This window comes from Roseimaritima sediminicola, assembly GCF_009618275.1.
In the GTDB taxonomy this organism is placed as follows: Bacteria; Planctomycetota; Planctomycetia; order Pirellulales; family Pirellulaceae; genus Roseimaritima; species Roseimaritima sediminicola.
The window spans coordinates 164,705-181,720 of record NZ_WIAD01000006.1 but is presented as its reverse complement, the minus strand read 5'-3'; the positions used below and the strand labels follow the sequence as shown (position 1 = coordinate 181,720).

General features: G+C 63.3%; 11 protein-coding genes. 9 read left to right on the top strand and 2 right to left on the bottom strand.

Annotated features, from left to right (window positions below; translation table 11 throughout):
- Window positions 1-43: 43 nt before the first annotated feature.
- From GE027_RS05735 to xerC, 7 genes are all read left to right on the top strand, one after another.
- On the top strand, window positions 44-6,457 hold the full coding sequence (locus GE027_RS05735) for a hypothetical protein (RefSeq protein ID WP_153556218.1): 6,414 nt from the start codon (window positions 44-46) through the stop codon (window positions 6,455-6,457).
- Window positions 6,458-6,532: 75 nt separating this feature from the next.
- Entirely contained in the window at window positions 6,533-7,087 is a 555-nt protein-coding gene (locus tag GE027_RS05730) for a response regulator (protein ID WP_153556217.1), read from the top strand.
- Window positions 7,088-7,128: 41 nt separating this feature from the next.
- Window positions 7,129-9,249 carry an excinuclease ABC subunit UvrB gene (gene uvrB / locus GE027_RS05725; RefSeq protein WP_153556216.1) on the top strand — a complete coding sequence of 707 codons (2,121 nt, stop codon included), beginning with the start codon at window positions 7,129-7,131 and terminating at the stop codon, window positions 9,247-9,249.
- 358 nt (window positions 9,250-9,607) lie between these two features.
- Complete coding sequence (locus GE027_RS05720) at window positions 9,608-9,997, top strand: hypothetical protein (protein WP_153556215.1); 390 nt, start codon at window positions 9,608-9,610, stop codon at window positions 9,995-9,997.
- 442 nt (window positions 9,998-10,439) lie between these two features.
- On the top strand, window positions 10,440-11,450 hold the full coding sequence (locus GE027_RS05715) for a hypothetical protein (protein ID WP_153556214.1): 1,011 nt from the start codon (window positions 10,440-10,442) through the stop codon (window positions 11,448-11,450).
- Between the two features lie 42 nt (window positions 11,451-11,492).
- Entirely contained in the window at window positions 11,493-11,735 is a 243-nt protein-coding gene (locus GE027_RS05710) for a hypothetical protein (protein WP_153556213.1), read from the top strand.
- A 1-nt stretch (window position 11,736) separates the two neighbouring features.
- Entirely contained in the window at window positions 11,737-12,639 is a 903-nt protein-coding gene (xerC, locus tag GE027_RS05705) for a tyrosine recombinase XerC (protein WP_153556212.1), read from the top strand.
- Window positions 12,640-12,712: 73 nt separating this feature from the next.
- On the opposite strand, the gene GE027_RS05700 is transcribed toward xerC, so the two are convergent.
- Window positions 12,713-13,534 carry an enoyl-ACP reductase FabI gene (locus GE027_RS05700; RefSeq protein WP_153556211.1) on the bottom strand — a complete coding sequence of 274 codons (822 nt, stop codon included), beginning with the start codon at window positions 13,532-13,534 and terminating at the stop codon, window positions 12,713-12,715.
- 62 nt (window positions 13,535-13,596) lie between these two features.
- On the bottom strand, window positions 13,597-14,025 hold the full coding sequence (locus GE027_RS05695) for a 3-hydroxyacyl-ACP dehydratase FabZ family protein (RefSeq protein ID WP_153556210.1): 429 nt from the start codon (window positions 14,023-14,025) through the stop codon (window positions 13,597-13,599).
- Between the two features lie 263 nt (window positions 14,026-14,288).
- On the opposite strand from GE027_RS05695, the gene GE027_RS05690 reads away from it, so the two are divergent.
- The gene (locus tag GE027_RS05690) at window positions 14,289-15,560 is read left to right on the top strand and encodes a lactate racemase domain-containing protein (RefSeq protein WP_153556209.1); all 1,272 of its coding nucleotides are present in this window, start codon (window positions 14,289-14,291) and stop codon (window positions 15,558-15,560) included.
- A gap of 208 nt (window positions 15,561-15,768) precedes the next feature.
- Complete coding sequence (locus GE027_RS05685; protein ID WP_153556208.1) at window positions 15,769-16,581, top strand: SDR family NAD(P)-dependent oxidoreductase; 813 nt, start codon at window positions 15,769-15,771, stop codon at window positions 16,579-16,581.
- Window positions 16,582-17,016 lie beyond the last annotated feature (435 nt).

Below are 17,016 nucleotides of genomic sequence, written 5' to 3'. Positions count from 1 at the left end.
CCTTCGCCTCCTTGGCTCTCTGGCGTTTTTCTCGGCACTTCTGATGTTAGGCGATCCCTTGCCCCCTGCCCATGCCGAACCGATTGGTTTGATCGAACGCTACGCGCTGGCCGACGACCGGCAGGCGATTCTGGACGAATTAATTCCTGGCAGCGAGGACTATTACTACTACCACTGTTTGCACTATCAGGTCCGCGGGCAACTGGACCTGGCCGAAGCGATGCTGGGCAAATGGGAAAACGACACCAAAGCTGGCCGCAGTGCGCTGTTGGTGTCCATGCGAGATCGGCAACGCCTGCTGACCTACGGCACGTCGCCCGATCGCACGATCGAGTACCTGCGGCAGCGGCTGAACATCAAATTGGACCACGCGGCTCGTCCCCTGCGCGGCACCCGCCAGTACCCGGACACGTTGCCCGCCGACGCATTGGCCGCCGACGCGATGATCGACCAGGCGCTTCGCCACAACCAGGCACTGACGCAGCCGGGATTGATCCGCCTGGGACAGCGATTCGCCGAAGACGACGCGGCCGGAGTGCCGGTGGATCTGGCTTGGTTGCTCGAGCGGGTCGACGGAGCTTGGATGCCGCATCTGGACGACTTGGTCATCCGCCAACTGCAAGGGCGACGTCCGCAGGACCGTCGCTTCGGCGACTTGACCGCCCATCACCAGTTGACCCTGCCACAGCTTCACCGCGTATCGGAGAGCGTCCCGTCAGTGGCGACCAGCGACGCTTTGGTGCACGAAATCCTGCTGCGTCTGCGTCCCGACGACGACACCGACCCCGGACAACAACCCGAGGCCCGCCGAGCTTACCTGATTCGACTGGACCAGTACGTCTCGAACCTGCCCGACGCTTGGAACAGTTTAAAAGCTGCGGTCCTGTACCGGCGACTGGAGGCCGATCTGGCGGCCGGAGAACCCGACCGCTCCGCCTTTGTCCGATACTTGAAACTGCCGCGCAACAGCCCCGTCATGCTGCCGCGTCTGCGTGCCGGGTCCCGCCACCTCGCTAACTTGAGCGAGGATTTCTCCGACGTCGCCTTGGTCCCGCCCATCGGCAATGAAACATCCTTGGTGCGGCAGTATCTGGAGATCTTTCTGCGCGACGCCGACGGTCCCGACGCGTTCGCGGGCTTGCTGCGGGACGACTACCTGAACGACGTGTTCGCCGAAACAAAACTGCTGTACGGCGTGGGAGATCCCCAGCGATGGTATCGGTTGCTCCATCCGGCCGATCAACAACAGCTCAAAGACCGTGTCGAGCTGACCCTGGCGCCGACGAATCCGGCCTACACCGATCCCGAAGCGCCGGCGGAAGTGACCGTCGACATCAAAAATGTCAAAGAACTGGTGGTACGCGTTTACGAAATCAACACCCACGCGTACTACCGCACCCACAACCAAACGATCAACACCGACATCGACCTGGACGGGCTGGTGGCCACCGAGCAGCTTCGTATCCAGTATGACCAACCCAGCGTTCGCCGGCACCGCGAGACGATCTCGCTGCCCGGGATCGAAGGCCGCGGCGTGTGGGTCGTCGATCTGTTGGGTGGTGGACGCCGGACTCGGGCTCTGATCCAACGTGGCGAACTGCAATACGCGCTGAAACAAACGATCGACGGCGTCCAGATCGTGCTCTTCGATGAAGCCCGCGAGGTGATTCCCAAAGGCCGGGTCCGCATCGGCTCGCAGCAGTTTCTTGCCGACGACGATGGCGTCGTCACGATCCCCATGGGCGACAAACCGCTGACTCGCAACGCCGTCATGATGGATGACCGGCTAGCGATCACGGCGACGATCCAGCAGCCGGCCGAGCAGTACTCGCTGGCGGCGTCGATCCTGTTGGTCGATCAACAATTGCAGCCCGGCCGCACCGCTCGGCTGACCATTCGACCGCAACTCTTGCTCAACGGCGAACGTGTATCGATATCCCTGCTCGAGGACGCGACGTTGACGATTGTTTCGACGGATTCCCAAGGCGTTCAGTCCAGCAAACGAATCGAACCTCTGCAGCTGGACGACGTGAACGAAGCAGGCGCAGCGTTTCGCGTGCCCGACCGGCTCAAGCGGCTGGAGGTCCGGCTGAGCGGTTACGTAATGCGTCTGTCGACCGGGCGTCGCCAGAACCTGGAAACGTCGGACAGTTGGTCTCTGAACGGATTCCAGCAAACCGAACACACCGTCGACGCGTTTTTGACTCGCGATGGCACGGACTGGATCATCGAAGCGAGAGGACATAATGGCGAGGCCGTGGGTGCGGTCCCACTGAACCTTCGGCTGGTGCCCATCGTCAGCGGGCACGAGGTCCAGCGAACGCTGCAAACCGACGACGATGGCCGCGTCCGCTTGGGCTCGCTGGCGACGGTGCGGACCATTCATTACGGCGTCGCCGGCGGCCCCGTCCACCGGCGCACGGTGCATACCGACCAGGCCCTCTGGCCGCGACGGCTGCACGGCGTGGTGGGCCATCCGCAGCAGTTACCGATCGTCGCACCCGAGGACGCGCAACCGCTCATCGGCGAACCGCGTTTCGTGCTATTCGAGCTCCGCGGTGACCGGCCCTACCAGGACCGTTCCCAACACTTGCGACAGACCGCCGGCCAACTTCGTTTCACGTTGGACACGCCCGGCGACTACCGCTTGCTGGACCGCCGACAAGACCGGCAGGTTTCGATCGCAGTGACCGCCGGCACGCTGGTGCAGAGCATTGCCACCGGACAGGTCCGCCAGTTAGAGGTTCCGCGTCGCGATCCGGTCGCCATCGCCGAAGTTCGCCGGCAGGACGGGGATGTGGTGGTTCAACTGGGTGGCGATGCCGGGCTGGCGCATGTGCACGTCGTGGCCAGCCGCTACTTGCCCGCTCGTCCGGCATGGCAACAACTGAAACTGCCCGCAACCGGTTCCCCCGAAGCTCGCTACCTGCAACGCATGCAGAATCTGTACCTGAGCGATTTGGAACTGGGTGAAGAGTACGCCTACGTGCTGCGCCGCCAGTACGCCCAGAAGTACCCGGGCGTGATGCTGCCCCAGCCTTCGCTGCTGCTGAACCCCTGGGCCACCGAGGAAACGGAGAACACGACGCAGCAGGCCGCCGACGGCCAAGCCCCGGCGCCGTCGGATCGTGCGGGCATGCGTGGAGGGGAGCCCGCGGCCGAGGCCGGCCAGCGCCACGACGATCGGCAGACCGCCAGCGCTTCCTACGACTTCCTTCGTCGCGGCGCCGGCCTGGCGACGAACCTTCGTCCCGACGATCAAGGCAGGGTTCGCATTCCTGGCGAACTGGTCGCCGCATTCCCGATCCTTCAGATCGTGGCCATCGACCCGGCAACCGTCGTGCAGCGAACCGTCTACGGCCGGTACCAACCGGCGGAGACGCGTGATCTGCGGCTGAGCCGGGCCCTGGATCCGCAGCGGGCCCTGGCTTTCGAACGGACCGTCCGGGTGGCCTCGGCCGAGTCGCCGCTGGAACGAAACGATCTGGGAGCGGCTCGGCTGCAGGTCTACGCCAACGTGGCGGATCTGCTGACGCTGTACAACACGTTTTCGAAAGAGAATCGGCTGGAGGAGTTTCAGGTTCTGGGTTCTTGGCACGAACTGGAAACGGCCGATAAATATGACGCGTACGGCCGCTTGGCGTGTCACGAAGTGCATGTGTTCCTGTACTTCCACGACCGCCCCTTCTTCGACGACGTCGTGCGTCCCTACCTGCAGTCCAAGAAGGAAACGCAGTTCATCGATCACTGGTTGCTCGACCGGGACCTGACGCCATGGACCGTGCCCTGGCAGTACGCAAGGCTGAACGCCGCCGAACGCGCCCTACTGGCCGTCGCGGTGCCAGAGGTACGGGCGAGTGTACTGCGGGATTTGAAGCAGCGAGTCGAGCTGCAGCAGGACGACGATGATCGCATCCGGCAAGCCATCGAATGGGGACTGGCCGGCCAACAACTGCAAGACGCGTCGCCGCAATCCCGTCGGAACGCGATGTACTTCGGCAGGCCCGGCGAAGCGAGCGACAGGGAGGCGTTGGGACGCGTGCTGGAAGAAGCCGAGGAGCGGGGCGAATCGCTTCCGGAAATGGACATGGATGGCCTGGACGTGATGATGGACGATAAGGCGGACTTCGCAGCCCCGCCGGTCGATCGTTACCTCCGCCCTCGCCGGCGCGGGCGAGCGGCGCAAATGTTCCAGCACCTGGACGCAACCAAGCAGTGGGCGGAAAGCCATTGGCACTCGGTGCGGGTGGCTCAGGCCGATGCGGATCTGATTCCGGTCAACGCGTTTTGGCTGGACGTCGCTCGGCACGGTGCCCCCAACCAAGACAACGCCGACGCAAACGATACAAACGACGCCAAGAGGCCCGGCCTTCACCGCGTCAGCGAACACCTGTTGCTGCCGACGGAAAACCGCCACGCCGCCCTGATGGCGCTGGCCCTGTGTGGTTTGCCCCTGGCCAGCGGTGACGTCGATCTGCCCGAAGCAGACGAAGACCAGTACGCGCCGCAGCACCCCGTGGCCGTGGTCACCAAGCGACTGCGAGAGCTGCAGGCGCAAACCGGCGACACGCGTTTGTTGGTCGCCCAACGCTTCGAGCGGCTGGACCAACAGGCAACCGAAATGGACGCCGCTGCGACCGCCCGCGTCGCTCCCGAGGAATACCTCACGCAAACCGGGTACCTCGGGCAAATCGTTTTGACCAATCCCACGCCTGCGCCGATGACGGTCGAGGTGTTCTGGCAAATCCCCGCCGGCTCGCTACCGTTGGCCGGGTCGCTGGCCACCGACAGTGCGACGATTCGCCTGGAGCCGTTCGCCGTGGAACGCCGCGAGTATCGCTTTTATTTTCCCACAGCGGGCCGGTTCACACATTACCCTGTGTGCGTTTCGATCGCCGAACAGACGGTCGCCCGTGGCCAGGAACGCACTTTTAATGTGGTCGAAACGCCCACGACCACCGATTCCCAGTCCTGGCAAGCGGTGGCCCGCAGCGGCACGCCAAAGCAGATCGAAGCGTTTCTGAGCGAGGCGAATCTGCATCGGCTGGACCTGTCGGCCGTTGCCCATCGGCTGCGGGACCGCGCCGTTTACGACGTCGTCATGCAGGCGCTGGACAAGGTCCGTCTCTGGCCCGCGGAGCTGCTGGCCTATGCGCTGCACCATCGTGACGAGGATCGGATGCGGCAGTACCTGTCGATGCAGCGGCAACTGGTTCAATCCGCCGGTCCGGTGCTCAACAGCGAACTGCTGCGGATCGAACCGGTACAGCGAGCCCTGTACGAACACCTGGAATACGCCCCCTTGGTTCGCGCCCGAATCCATCCGCTGCGCGAGCAACCGGAGATCCTGAACAATCGCTTCCTGGAACAGTACCGCGATTTTATGCGGGTCCTGGCCTACCAAACGGGTCCCTCGACCGAGCAACAGCTGGCCCTGTGTTACTACCTGTTGATCCAGAACCGCATCGACGCGGCCCTGGAGCGTTTCCAGCAAGTCGATTCGGCGTCGACCGCGTTACAGCTTCAGCGAGATTATCTGGCCGGCTACCTCGCCCTGCATCAGGGCGACCTACAGACCGCCGCGGAAATGGCCGCTCGGCACGCCGAGCATCCGGTGCCGCGGTGGCGCGAGCGATTCGGCCAGTTGGCCCAGCGGCTGGAGCAGCACCGGGACCTGCGAGCCGGCTCGGCGCTGGTCGCTAGCAACCCGGCCGCTGCCGATGGCACCCCATCCGATGGTTCGGATCCGGCCGATGGTTCGGATCCGGCCGATGGTTCGGATCCGGGCCGCCCAGATACCGCTGGCAGCCCGGCGGTGGACGAGTCGGCGGCGGACTTGGCTTTGATCGATCGCCAGCGGCGTCAGGCCCAAGCGGCGTACCGCCAACCCAGCATCCAGTTGCAGCTGGACGGGAGACAGATTCGCATCGCGCATCGCAACGCCCGCGAGGCCACCGTCAACCTGTACGGCGTGGACTTGGAGCTGTTATTCAGCAAGACGCCCTTCGTTCGCGACGACCTGGGGCGGATGGCCACCGTGCGGCCGGCGTTGCGCAAGAGGATTTCGCTTCGTGACCAGGGCGTGACGGTCCACGCCATCGACGCCTCGCTGGCCGAACAGACCTTGTTGGTGGAGGTGATCAGCGGTTCGGCGCGGGACACCGTGCTGTACTACGGCGGCAACCTCCGCACCTACCTGTCCGAAGGCTTTGGTCAGCTGCAGGCCAGCGATCGCACCAGCGGCCAGCCATTGGCGGGCGCCTACGTCAAGGTTTACAGCCGCACCGCCGACGGCCAAGTCGCCTTCTACAAAGATGGCTACACCGACCTCCGCGGCCGGTTCGATTACGTCTCGCTCAGTGCGCCGGCCCTGGGGAACGTGCAGCGTTTTGCGATTCTGGTGCTGGACGCCGAGAGCGGTGCTAGCGTCCACGATGTCCCTCCCCCGACGCAGTAGCCCCGCGGGTTGGCTAGCCCAATTGGTGGGAGATGCTAGAATGCCCAATCCACTTTCGGGACCAACGATCCCTATATGGCATCGGCTTCCAGCCTGCGCGTCGCCAACTCCAGGCCGCAAACCGGTGTCCCCACCATCGAACGATGCCATCCACCATCGAACGGGCAGAAAATCAATATGGCCGACCTTCCGATCAGGCTTTTGTTAGTTGACGATGACGAATTGGACGTGATGGCGCTGCGGCGTGCGCTGCAGCGCGTGGACTTTGAGTATGAATTGCATGTCGCCAGCGATGGGGTCGAGGCCTTGGAAATGCTGCAGGACCGCGAGCGGATTCCCTGGCCGTTCCTGGTCTTTTTGGACGTGAACATGCCGCGGATGAGCGGCTTTGAGATGCTTGTTGAGATGCGGACCAACCCCACCTTGTCCCGCGTCCCGACCTTTGTCCTGACCACATCCGAAGCCGACGCGGACCGGCATTTTGCGTTTGACCAGCGAGTTGCTGGGTATATTTCCAAATCCCGCACCGGCCACGGCTACGAAAAGCTGGTCGACTTCATACAAACTTATTGGGAGATGGTGGATTTTCCTCCGCCCCTAGGCCTGCCGCCCGCCACGATTAACGGCTGAGCTCGGCCGTCCTCGCTGCGAAACCTTTCTTTGGAGTGCGAATGCCCAAAACCCAGCTTCCGCCGGCCCAGTTCCAACTGAACAGCCCCTTTCCGCCCGCCGGTGACCAGCCGACGGCGATTCAGTCGTTGGTCCAGGGCTTCCAGCAAGGCAAACGCACCCAGGTCCTGCTCGGTGCCACCGGTACGGGCAAGACCTTCACGATGGCCAATACCATCGCCCAGCTCGGCCGACCCGCTCTGGTGCTCAGCCACAACAAGACGCTGGCCGCCCAGCTGTACGCGGAATTCAAAGAGTTCTTTCCGCACAACGCCGTCCACTACTTCGTCAGCTACTACGACTACTACCAGCCCGAAGCCTACATCCCCCAGCGCGACGTCTACATCGAAAAAGACGCCTCGATCAACGAGGAAATCGATCGCCTGCGATTGGCCACCACCAGCTCGCTGGTCAGCCGCCGAGACGTCCTGATCGTGGCTTCGGTCAGCAGTATCTACGGCTTGGGTTCACCGCAGGATTACAAAGACCTGGTCCTGCACGTCCGCCGTGGCGAACAGACGCGGCGCGACCATCTGCTGATGAAACTGGTCGAAGTCCAGTACGACCGCAACGACGTGGCCTTTGAACGCGGCAAATTCCGCGTCCGCGGCGACAGCATCGAGTTGTGGCCCAGCTACGAAGAATTCGCTTACCGCATCGAGATGTGGGGCGACGAGATCGAGCAGATTTCGATGATCAAACCGGTCTCCGGCGAAGTCTTCGATACCTGCGACCAGGTCTATATCTATCCGGCCAAACACTTCGTCATGGGCGAGGACCGGATCATGTCAGCGATCGGCGCGATCAAGCAGGAGCTGGCCGAACGCCTGGAGGAGCTGCAAGGGCAGGGCAAACTGCTGGAAGCCCAACGATTGTCCGCTCGCACCCGGTTCGACATCGAAATGCTGCAGGAAGTCGGCCATTGCCCGGGCATCGAGAACTACAGTCGCGTGCTGGCCGGCAAAGCGCCCGGGGCCACGCCCGACACCCTGTACGATTACTTTCCCGACGACTTCGTCACCTTCGTCGACGAATCGCATGTGACCGTGCCCCAGATCCGGGCCATGTACGCCGGCGACCGCTCGCGCAAAATGACGCTGGTCGATCACGGCTTTCGGCTGCCCAGCGCCCTGGACAACCGGCCGATGAAGTTCGAGGAATGGGAACAGCGCGTCGGTCAGATCGTTTACGTCTCGGCCACCCCGTCGGAATACGAACTGGAGCAGTCCGGCGGCGAAGTGACCGAACAGATCATTCGGCCCACGGGACTGCTGGACCCGGTGATCGAAGTCGTCCCGGCACGCGGTCAGGTCAATCACCTGCTGGACGAAATCCGCAAGCGGGCCGAGATCGACGAACGGGTGCTGGTCACCGCCCTGACCAAGCGATTGGCCGAAGACCTGGCGACCTTCCTGCAAGAACAGAACGTTCGTTGTCGCTGGTTGCACAGCGAACTGAATGCGTTTGAACGCGTGGAACTGCTGCAGGAGCTGCGCGAAGGCAAATTCGACGCCTTGGTGGGCGTGAACCTATTGCGCGAAGGCCTGGACCTGCCGGAAGTCTCGATGGTGGCGATCCTGGACGCCGACAAAGAAGGTTTCCTGCGCAGCGAAACCAGTCTGATTCAGACCATCGGCCGAGCGGCTCGAAACGTTAATTCGCGCGTCATCCTGTACGCCGACAAAATCACCGATTCGATGCGTTTGGCGATCGACGAAACCGAGCGGCGTCGCGCGATCCAACAACAGTACAACGAACAACACGGCATCACGCCCCAGTCGGTGCGCAAATCGATGCGGGCCGGAATCGAACAGGATGCCGCCAAACGCAGGGAATCCACGGCCAAGGCCCAAGCCGAAAAGGACGGCCAGTACGTCACGATCGAGTACGTTGACGAACTTGAACGCGAGATGCTCGAGGCCGCCGAGGCCTTGGACTTCGAGCGCGCCGCTCAGCTGCGCGACCGCGTGTTGCAGTTGAAAGACGCCATCGGCCGGCCCCTGTCGGAAGTCGAACTGACCGGTTCCTCGTCCAGCTCCGGCATGGGTCGTCAGCAAAAACGCCGCAAACGCAGCACCAAAGGCACCGGCCGACGCTCCGTCCCCCGACCCAATCGCGGTTAGTGGGTTGTTGGTTGCAGGGCAAGACTCGTCCGCAAACGATTTGCCGTTGTGAGCGGAACGGCGCAAGCCGTCCGGTATCGCGAAACCGAACAACTTGTGCCGCTCCGCTACCAGACCAATCCGGGGACCGGCACGACCCCCACAACCGGACGGGGAATCTCACTTTGCTGTCTGCGAAGCGGTCTTGCCATCATCGGCGTGCTGCCGAGCGGTCGACAAAACGATCAAGCAACGCACGCACATTCCGCCACCCTGAGCCGTTTGGTCGCTAGCCCCGGTTCTTGACGCGGAATCCCCGTACGAGGCTGACTACCTGAAAACGGACTGACCCGATCGCCCGAGCAGCAGGAAGCTTTCGATGACCGCATCCATCAAACCACTCCTCATCGTCGCCGCCCTGGTCGGCATGTTTGCCGCCGCGCCCACGGCCCGAGCTCAGCAGCCCGCGCAAGCCCCCGAGTCCCAACGCGCTACCCAGCTGGATGCGGACATCATGGAGCTGTTCGACACGCCCAGCCCCAGCAAGCAGCGGGTGGACCAGGCGGCCAGCATCCCCTCGCCGGCTCAGCTGCGTCAGGCCCTGGCTTGGCACCAGCGTCTGCAGCGGGTCGCCCGCACCGAAGCGGCCCTGCGACGCGGCTATCATCTTTCCCGGCCGCCGGGTGTGGTGACGCCCTCGACCACGTCGCGATTTCCCTATCATCGCACCATCGTGATCCCGGTGTACGTCGACCACCTGCACCGCTAGCTCAGTGTCGCCTTTCGCTCCGTCGAAAGTAGTCCGAGACGGCTTCAGCAACTTTCGCGGAGCGAAAGGCAACACTGTCGAAAATCGCCCGAGACGGCTTCAGCAACTTTCGCGGAGCGAAAGGCAACACTGCCGAAAATCGCCCAGGACGGCTTCAGCAACTTTCGCGGAGCGAAAGGCAACACTGCGCGGAGCGAAAGGCAACACTGCCGAAAATCGCCCGAGACAGCTTCAGCAACTTTCGCGGAGCGAAAGGCAACACTGCCGAAAGGCGATACTTTTTTGTGCATTTTGATTCAACTCCGGCGTTGGGGATTGCCGATGCTGACCTGTGGGGGTGGAGGCGCTGCGCGCAGGCAACTGCAATCGGTGATCCATGCACGGTCGGAACTCGCATCGACGCTCTTCGCCAGCGCCTCACCGGGCGGCTGCCGCCTTCGTCGTGCTCTTGCTGCTCTCGGCGGGCTGTAGCGCAATCCCCGAAGTCCGCCACGGGGTCCGGGTCCACAACCCCTTCCCACAGCTGAAGACCGTGGCGATCCTGCCGTTCTTCAATCAGAGCAACGAACCGACGCTCGACGCCGGGTCGGTGACCGAAGCCTACTACGCGGCACTGCAAGCCGTTCCGGGATTCGAAGTCCTGCCCGTGGGCGTCTCCCAGCGGCAACTCGAGGCCTACGCCGCGGTGTATGGCCCGCCGCAGACCGGCCAGCAGTTCCAGGCATTCGCTCGCCTGCTGGGCGTCGACGCCGTGGTCCAGGGGGCGGTGACCGATTACGACCCGTATTACCCACCGCGGATGGGGCTGACCGTCCACTGGTACGCGGCCAATCCTAGTTTCCATCCGATTCCGGTCGGATACGGACTGCCCTGGGGCACGGAAGCCGAAGAGGACATTCCCTCGGAAGTGGTATTGGAAGCCGAGTTCGAACTGGCGCGGCAGCAATTGGCGACGCAGACGCCGCCGCTGCCCGCCGATTCCCCGCCGCCCGCCGGTTCGCCGCCCGCCGGTTCACCGCCTGGGCCGCCCCCTGTTCCTCAGGGACCGCCGCAGCCGCCCGCGGTCGCACCGGCCTTTGCCCAGGAACCGATCGCGAGCCTCGACGGCGGACTGCCGGCCGCGCTGCCGGCGGCCTGGCCCGACCCCAGCGGGCTGATCCCCGACGGCCCCCAGCCGTTTCCGCCGCCGCCGCGTCCCCAGCACGATCCGGTCCTCACACACACCCGGTTGTACGACGGTTCGGACAGCCGCTTCACTCGGCGGCTTGCCGATCACGTCTCGGCTGCGGACGATCGCCGCCCGACCAATTGGCAGGCCTACCTTAGCCGAACCGACGATTTTGTGCGATTTTGTTGCCACCTGCATGTGACGGAAATGCTTGAGGCGCGTGGGGGGGCGGATCAAAGCGATTTGATCCTGAACTGGCCCATCGGACGATACAGATCCCAGTGACGGGATCTAGTCCGACGACGCCAAGCCAACGAGCCACCACGGATGGAAAACGAAATCAACGTACTCGCTCTGGTCAAAGGGGAAGAGCGTTTCATGTTTCTGTTCGACGACAATAATCGCGACGAAACGCTGCGCACGCTGGCTCGCTTTGCTGCCAATCCCGAGCTGGACTTCACGTGGTACGACGCCGCGATGCTGAGCCGAAAGATTCGCGACGCCGTACCCGATCCCGAGCCCGCGCTCAGCCCCTCGCGAATCGACGCCTCGCTGCGAGGACGACGCTAGGATGCGGCGCGAGATTGCCCAGTTCCTGCGATACCTGGCCACCGAACGCAACGCCTCGGACCTGACGATCAAGGCCTACCGCGAGGACCTGATGGGTCTGGTCGAATGGCTCGAGCACGAGCACGGCCAAGTGCCCGCGGTGGACCGCCTGAGCCCCCAGGACCTGCGAGCGTTCCAGGCGGCATTGCAACAGGCCGAGTATGCGCGGAGTACGATCTCGCGCAAGTTGGCCTCGATGCGCAGCTTCTACCGTTTCGCCCAGCGGCAGGGCCTGGCCGATACCAATCCCGCCAAACCGCTGCGCAATCCCCGCCGTCAACGCAAATTGCCGCACGTCCTGTCCAATGAAGAAATGGGACGCCTGCTGGGCACTCCGCCGGGGACCGACCCGGCGGGCCTGCGCGATCGAGCACTTCTGGAAGTGATGTACAGCGCGGGCCTGCGGGTCAGCGAACTGGTGGGGCTGTGCGACGGCGACCTGGACTACGAACAACAAATCGTGACGGTCCGCGGAAAAGGCCGCAAAGAGCGGATCAGTCCGCTGGGTTCCTACGCCATCGAAGCCCTCGAGCGATATGAAGCGGTTCGCGAGCGGGATGCCAAGGAAAACGATCTGGGCCTCGAAGCGGCCGTGTTCGTCAACCGCTTTGGCCGCCGGCTGTCCACCCGCAGCGTCGGACGCATGCTGGAAAAGTACCTGGCCATCGCCGGCCTGGACACGCGGACCAGCCCCCATACGCTGCGCCACAGCTTTGCCACGCACCTCCTGGACCGCGGCGCCGACATCCGCAGCGTCCAAGAATTGCTCGGCCACAAAAGCCTGGTCACCACCCAGATCTACACCCACGTCAGCACGGCCAACCTGCGCGAAGTCTACGAACAAGCCCACCCCCGAGCCAACTAACCAGTGGCATAGGCTTCCAGCCTGTCAACAGTGGCATAGGCTTCCAGCCTGTCAGCAGTGCCCCCCGCGTCCGCTACTCCATCACCTTCTTCACCACCTCGGCATCGAAATAATTCGTCGACATACCGGCGTCGACGACGATTCTCTGGGCCGTGATTCCCGACGAACGCGGGCTGAGCAGGAAGGCGGCGGTCGAAGCCACTTCGTCGGTCGTCAGCGCACGGCCGCGCGGAATGACCTGTTCGGCGTACAGATACGAATCGACGTATCCCGGGATGCCAGCCGAGGCACTGGTCTTGAGCAAGCCGGCCGAGACGGCATTGAACCGGACTTCGGAAAAGCGGCTGAAGGATTTGGTCAGAAACGCCAGCGACGATTCCAAGGCGGCTTTGATCGGTGCCATGTAGCCGTAGCTCTCACTGGCCATCCGCGTCGTACTGATCCCGATCGTGACCACACTGGCATCGGCGGCGAACTGGTCTTTCAAGGCGTTGCACACAGCCGTCAGCGAGAAGCACGAGATGTCGACCGCTTGCAGGAACGCTTCGCGCCGCGTCTCGTGAAACGGCCGGATCCCATCGCGGTAATCGGCAAAGGCAATCGCGTGGACCAGGCCGGCCAGCGGCACGTCGTCGGCGGCCAATTCCGCGCCAAGAGCGTCGATCTGCCCTTGGTCTTCGACGTCGCAAACCAACACTCGCCGATCCTTTAACAACTTGGCCAGCGATTCGCGACGCGCCTCGCTGCGGACGCTGTAGACCACTTCCGCACCGGCCTGTTCGAGCAGCAGCGCGATCCGGTAGGCGACGCTTTTCTTGTTCGCCACTCCCATGACCAGGAAACGTTTGCCGCGGACGGCCAGGAAATCGAAAGCGGCAGGGGAGGGATCGGTCATCGGTCAGCCGAACAAGGGCGGAGGAAGGGAAAGAGGAGGAGGCAAACGCCGGAGCAGAACGCTTACTCCGGTGCCGAAACCGTGCAGGCAAAATCCAGTCGCGCGGCCAATTTGCCATCCAACAGGACGCGGCCGGTCAGGAAGAAAGCGTTGGAGACCCGCTCGTTGAGGGTCACTTCCAGCCGCACCGTATCGCCGGGCTGGACGACGCGTTTGAACTTCACGTTGTCCGCTCGCGTGGCCAGCGGAACCACGCCCGGGCCGCCCGGGGCAACCTTGCTCAACAGAATCGCCCCGGCCTGCATACAGCACTCGCACAGGATCACGCCCGGCACGATCGGCCGGCCCGGAAAATGCCCCTGCACGAAGAACTCATCGTCGCGGAACGTCTTTTCACAAACAATGCTCTGCTCCTCCTGCGATAACAAGCGGTCCAACAGTCGCATGGGAGCACGGTGCGGGATAGCAGCTTCGATCTGTTCGACGGACATCGTGGGGCTTGCGTGGCAGTAAGGTTAAGGGGTCAGGCGGATCGCACGAACATGGTAGGCTTTACTGTAGGCGACAAGCGGCCATTGTCCCAGCCGAGACCCAAAGTAGCTCGGCTGTCCCCAGCCGAGACGAGAACAGCTACCCAAACCCCAAGGGCGGCTCGAGCCCCGTCCATTGCCGCCGGCGCTTCGGGGCTTCATAATCGACACCCACCGTCCGGTGTCCAGCCGCCTGTCCACTTTCCTCGCCGCCCCCGCTGAACATGACCACCTATTTCGCCGAAGGCTCGGCGACCACCGACCTGTCGCGTGACGACATCCGCAGCGCCCTCGAGCAGACGTTTCAGTCGCTTGGCTCCCTGGACAAAGTGCTGATCCTGCCGCCCGATTACACGCGGCTGCCCAGTCGCGCCGGCGAGATCACCAGCCTGACCTACGAGATGCTGGGCAAGCGGGTGACCGACATCATGCCGGCGTTGGGGACGCATCATCCGATGAGCGACGCGCAGATCGCCGACATGTTCCGCGGCGTGCCGGCAGAGTTGATCCGCGAGCACCGCTGGCGCGACGACGTGGTCACGCTGGGCGAAGTCCCCAGCCCGTTCGTTGCCGAAGCCACCGAGGGGATCTACGACAAACCCTGGCCCGCCCAGGTCAATCGGCTGCTTTCTGACGGCGGTCACGACCTGATTTTTTCGGTCGGTCAAGTCGTGCCGCACGAAGTGATCGGGATGGCCAACTACAACAAGAACGTGTTCGTGGGCACCGGCGGGGCGAGGGGCATCAACGAGAGCCATTTCCTGAGCGCGGTCTACGGCATGGAACGGACGATGGGCCGCGCCGACACGCCCCTGCGGCGCATCCTGAACTACGCCCAAGATCATTTCTGCCAAGACATGCCGCTGTTGTACGCTCTGACGGTCATCGAAGAAGACCACCAGGCCCAGCGATTGATCACGCGGGGATTGTACATCGGCGATGACCACGAGACGTTTTACGAAGCCGCCAAGCTGTCCTACGAAGTTAATTTCGTGCACCTCGATCGAGCGCCGAAACACGTCGTGGCGTATCTGGATCCCAGCGAATTCACGACCACCTGGGTGGGCAACAAATCGATCTACCGCACGCGAATGGCGATCGCCGATGGCGGACGGTTGACCGTTCTCGGTCCGGCGGTCAAAGAGTTCGGTGAAGACCGCGAGATCGATCACTTGATCCGCAAATACGGCTACCGCACCACGCCCGAGATCCTGCGTGCGTTCGAGAACAACGCGGATCTAGCAGCCAACCCTTCGGCCGCGGCTCACTTGATTCACGGTTCCTCCGAAGGCCGCTTCGAAATCGTCTACGCCGCCGGCCAACTGAGCCGCGAAGAAGTCGAAGGGGTCGGCTACACCTACGCCGAGCTCGGGCCGCTGCTGGAGCGCTACCCGATCGACCAGTTGAGCGACGGCTGGAACCCGGACCGCGGCGAGGGCGAGTTCTATTTCGTCCGCAACCCCGCGCTCGGACTCTGGGAAGCTCCCCGCGGTTAGCAAAAACAGTGGCATAGGCTTCCAGCCTGTGAAATCAGTGGCATAGGCTTCCAGCCTGTGAAATCAGTGGCATAGGCTTCCAGCCTGTGAAAACAGTGGCATAGGCTTCCAGCCTGTGAAATCAGTGGCATAGGCTTCCAGCCTGTGAAAACAGTGGCACAGGCTTCCAGCCTGTGAAAGAAACCAGCATCCAACCCCCCCGCCCACCATGGCCCCCCACCCCTTCCGTCTAGACGGCCGCACAGCCCTGATCACCGGCGGCACCCAAGGCGTCGGCGCAGCGATCGCTCAAGCGATCGCCGCGGCCGGCGCGAGCGTGGTGCTGCACGGCCTGCGGGATGATGCCGTCGCTCAAGCCACCCTGGCCGCATGCCGCGACGCGGGCGTCCGCTGTGAACTGGTCACCGGCGACTTGGCCGACGACCAACCCGCGGCGACCGAGCGGTTGCTCTCACAGATCGACGCTCTGGGCTGTGCGGTCGATCTGTTGGTCAACAATGCCGGTGTATTTATCGACGAGCCGTTCTTGGAGATGGCGCCGGAGCGTTTTCAACGCACGCTGCAGATCAACGTCGCGGCCGGGTTTCATCTGACCCAGGCGCTCGCTCGCCGCTGGGTCGAAAGCGGCACGGCGGGCCGCGTCCTGTTCACCGGTTCGATCAACGGTTTCCTGGCCGAACCGGATCACGTGGCCTACGACTGCAGCAAAGGAGCTGTCGCGGCGATGGTGCGTTCACTGTGCGTGGCGCTCGCTCCCCACGGGATCCGCGTCAACAGCATGGCTCCGGGGCTGGTCCGCACGCCGCTGACCAATCCGGCGATCGACCTGCCGGGTTTCGCGGACTGGATGCAGCTGCACACGCCGGCGGGCCAAGTGCCCGACGCCTCGGTCTGCGGACCGCCCGCGGTGTTTCTGCTCAGCGACGCGGCCGCGCACGTCCATGGCCAAACGCTGTTGGTCGACGGCGGCATGAGCGTCTGGCAGCAACCCGACATGCCCGAGCACTGGCCAGGAAAATAAAAAAGTGGCATAGGCTTCCAGCCTGTGAACAGTGGCATAGGCTTCCAGCCTGTGAACAGTGGCATAGGCTTCCAGCCTGTGAACAGTGGCATAGGCTTCCAGCCTGTGAAAGCAACGTCTGAATCGAATCTAATTCCGCTACCTGACTGGGCGATCACCGAGGCCGAGCGTCGTCGCGACGAAATGCTCTCAGATCCAAATCCCGGCAAGACGCACACCGAAGTTGTTAATCGAATCCAGCAATGGCGGGATGGCTAGAACCGCACGGTTCCACCCGCTATTCGACGAAGATGTGATCCGAGATGCGACTTGGTACGAAACCAAGGAACCTGAGCAGAAGTCACGGCCGGGACAAAGCCGCTTCGAAATCGCCGTTTTAGCGGGTTTGCCTTGAATCTGGGGTGGCCGAGCCGCTATAATCAACCGTTCCCGCCT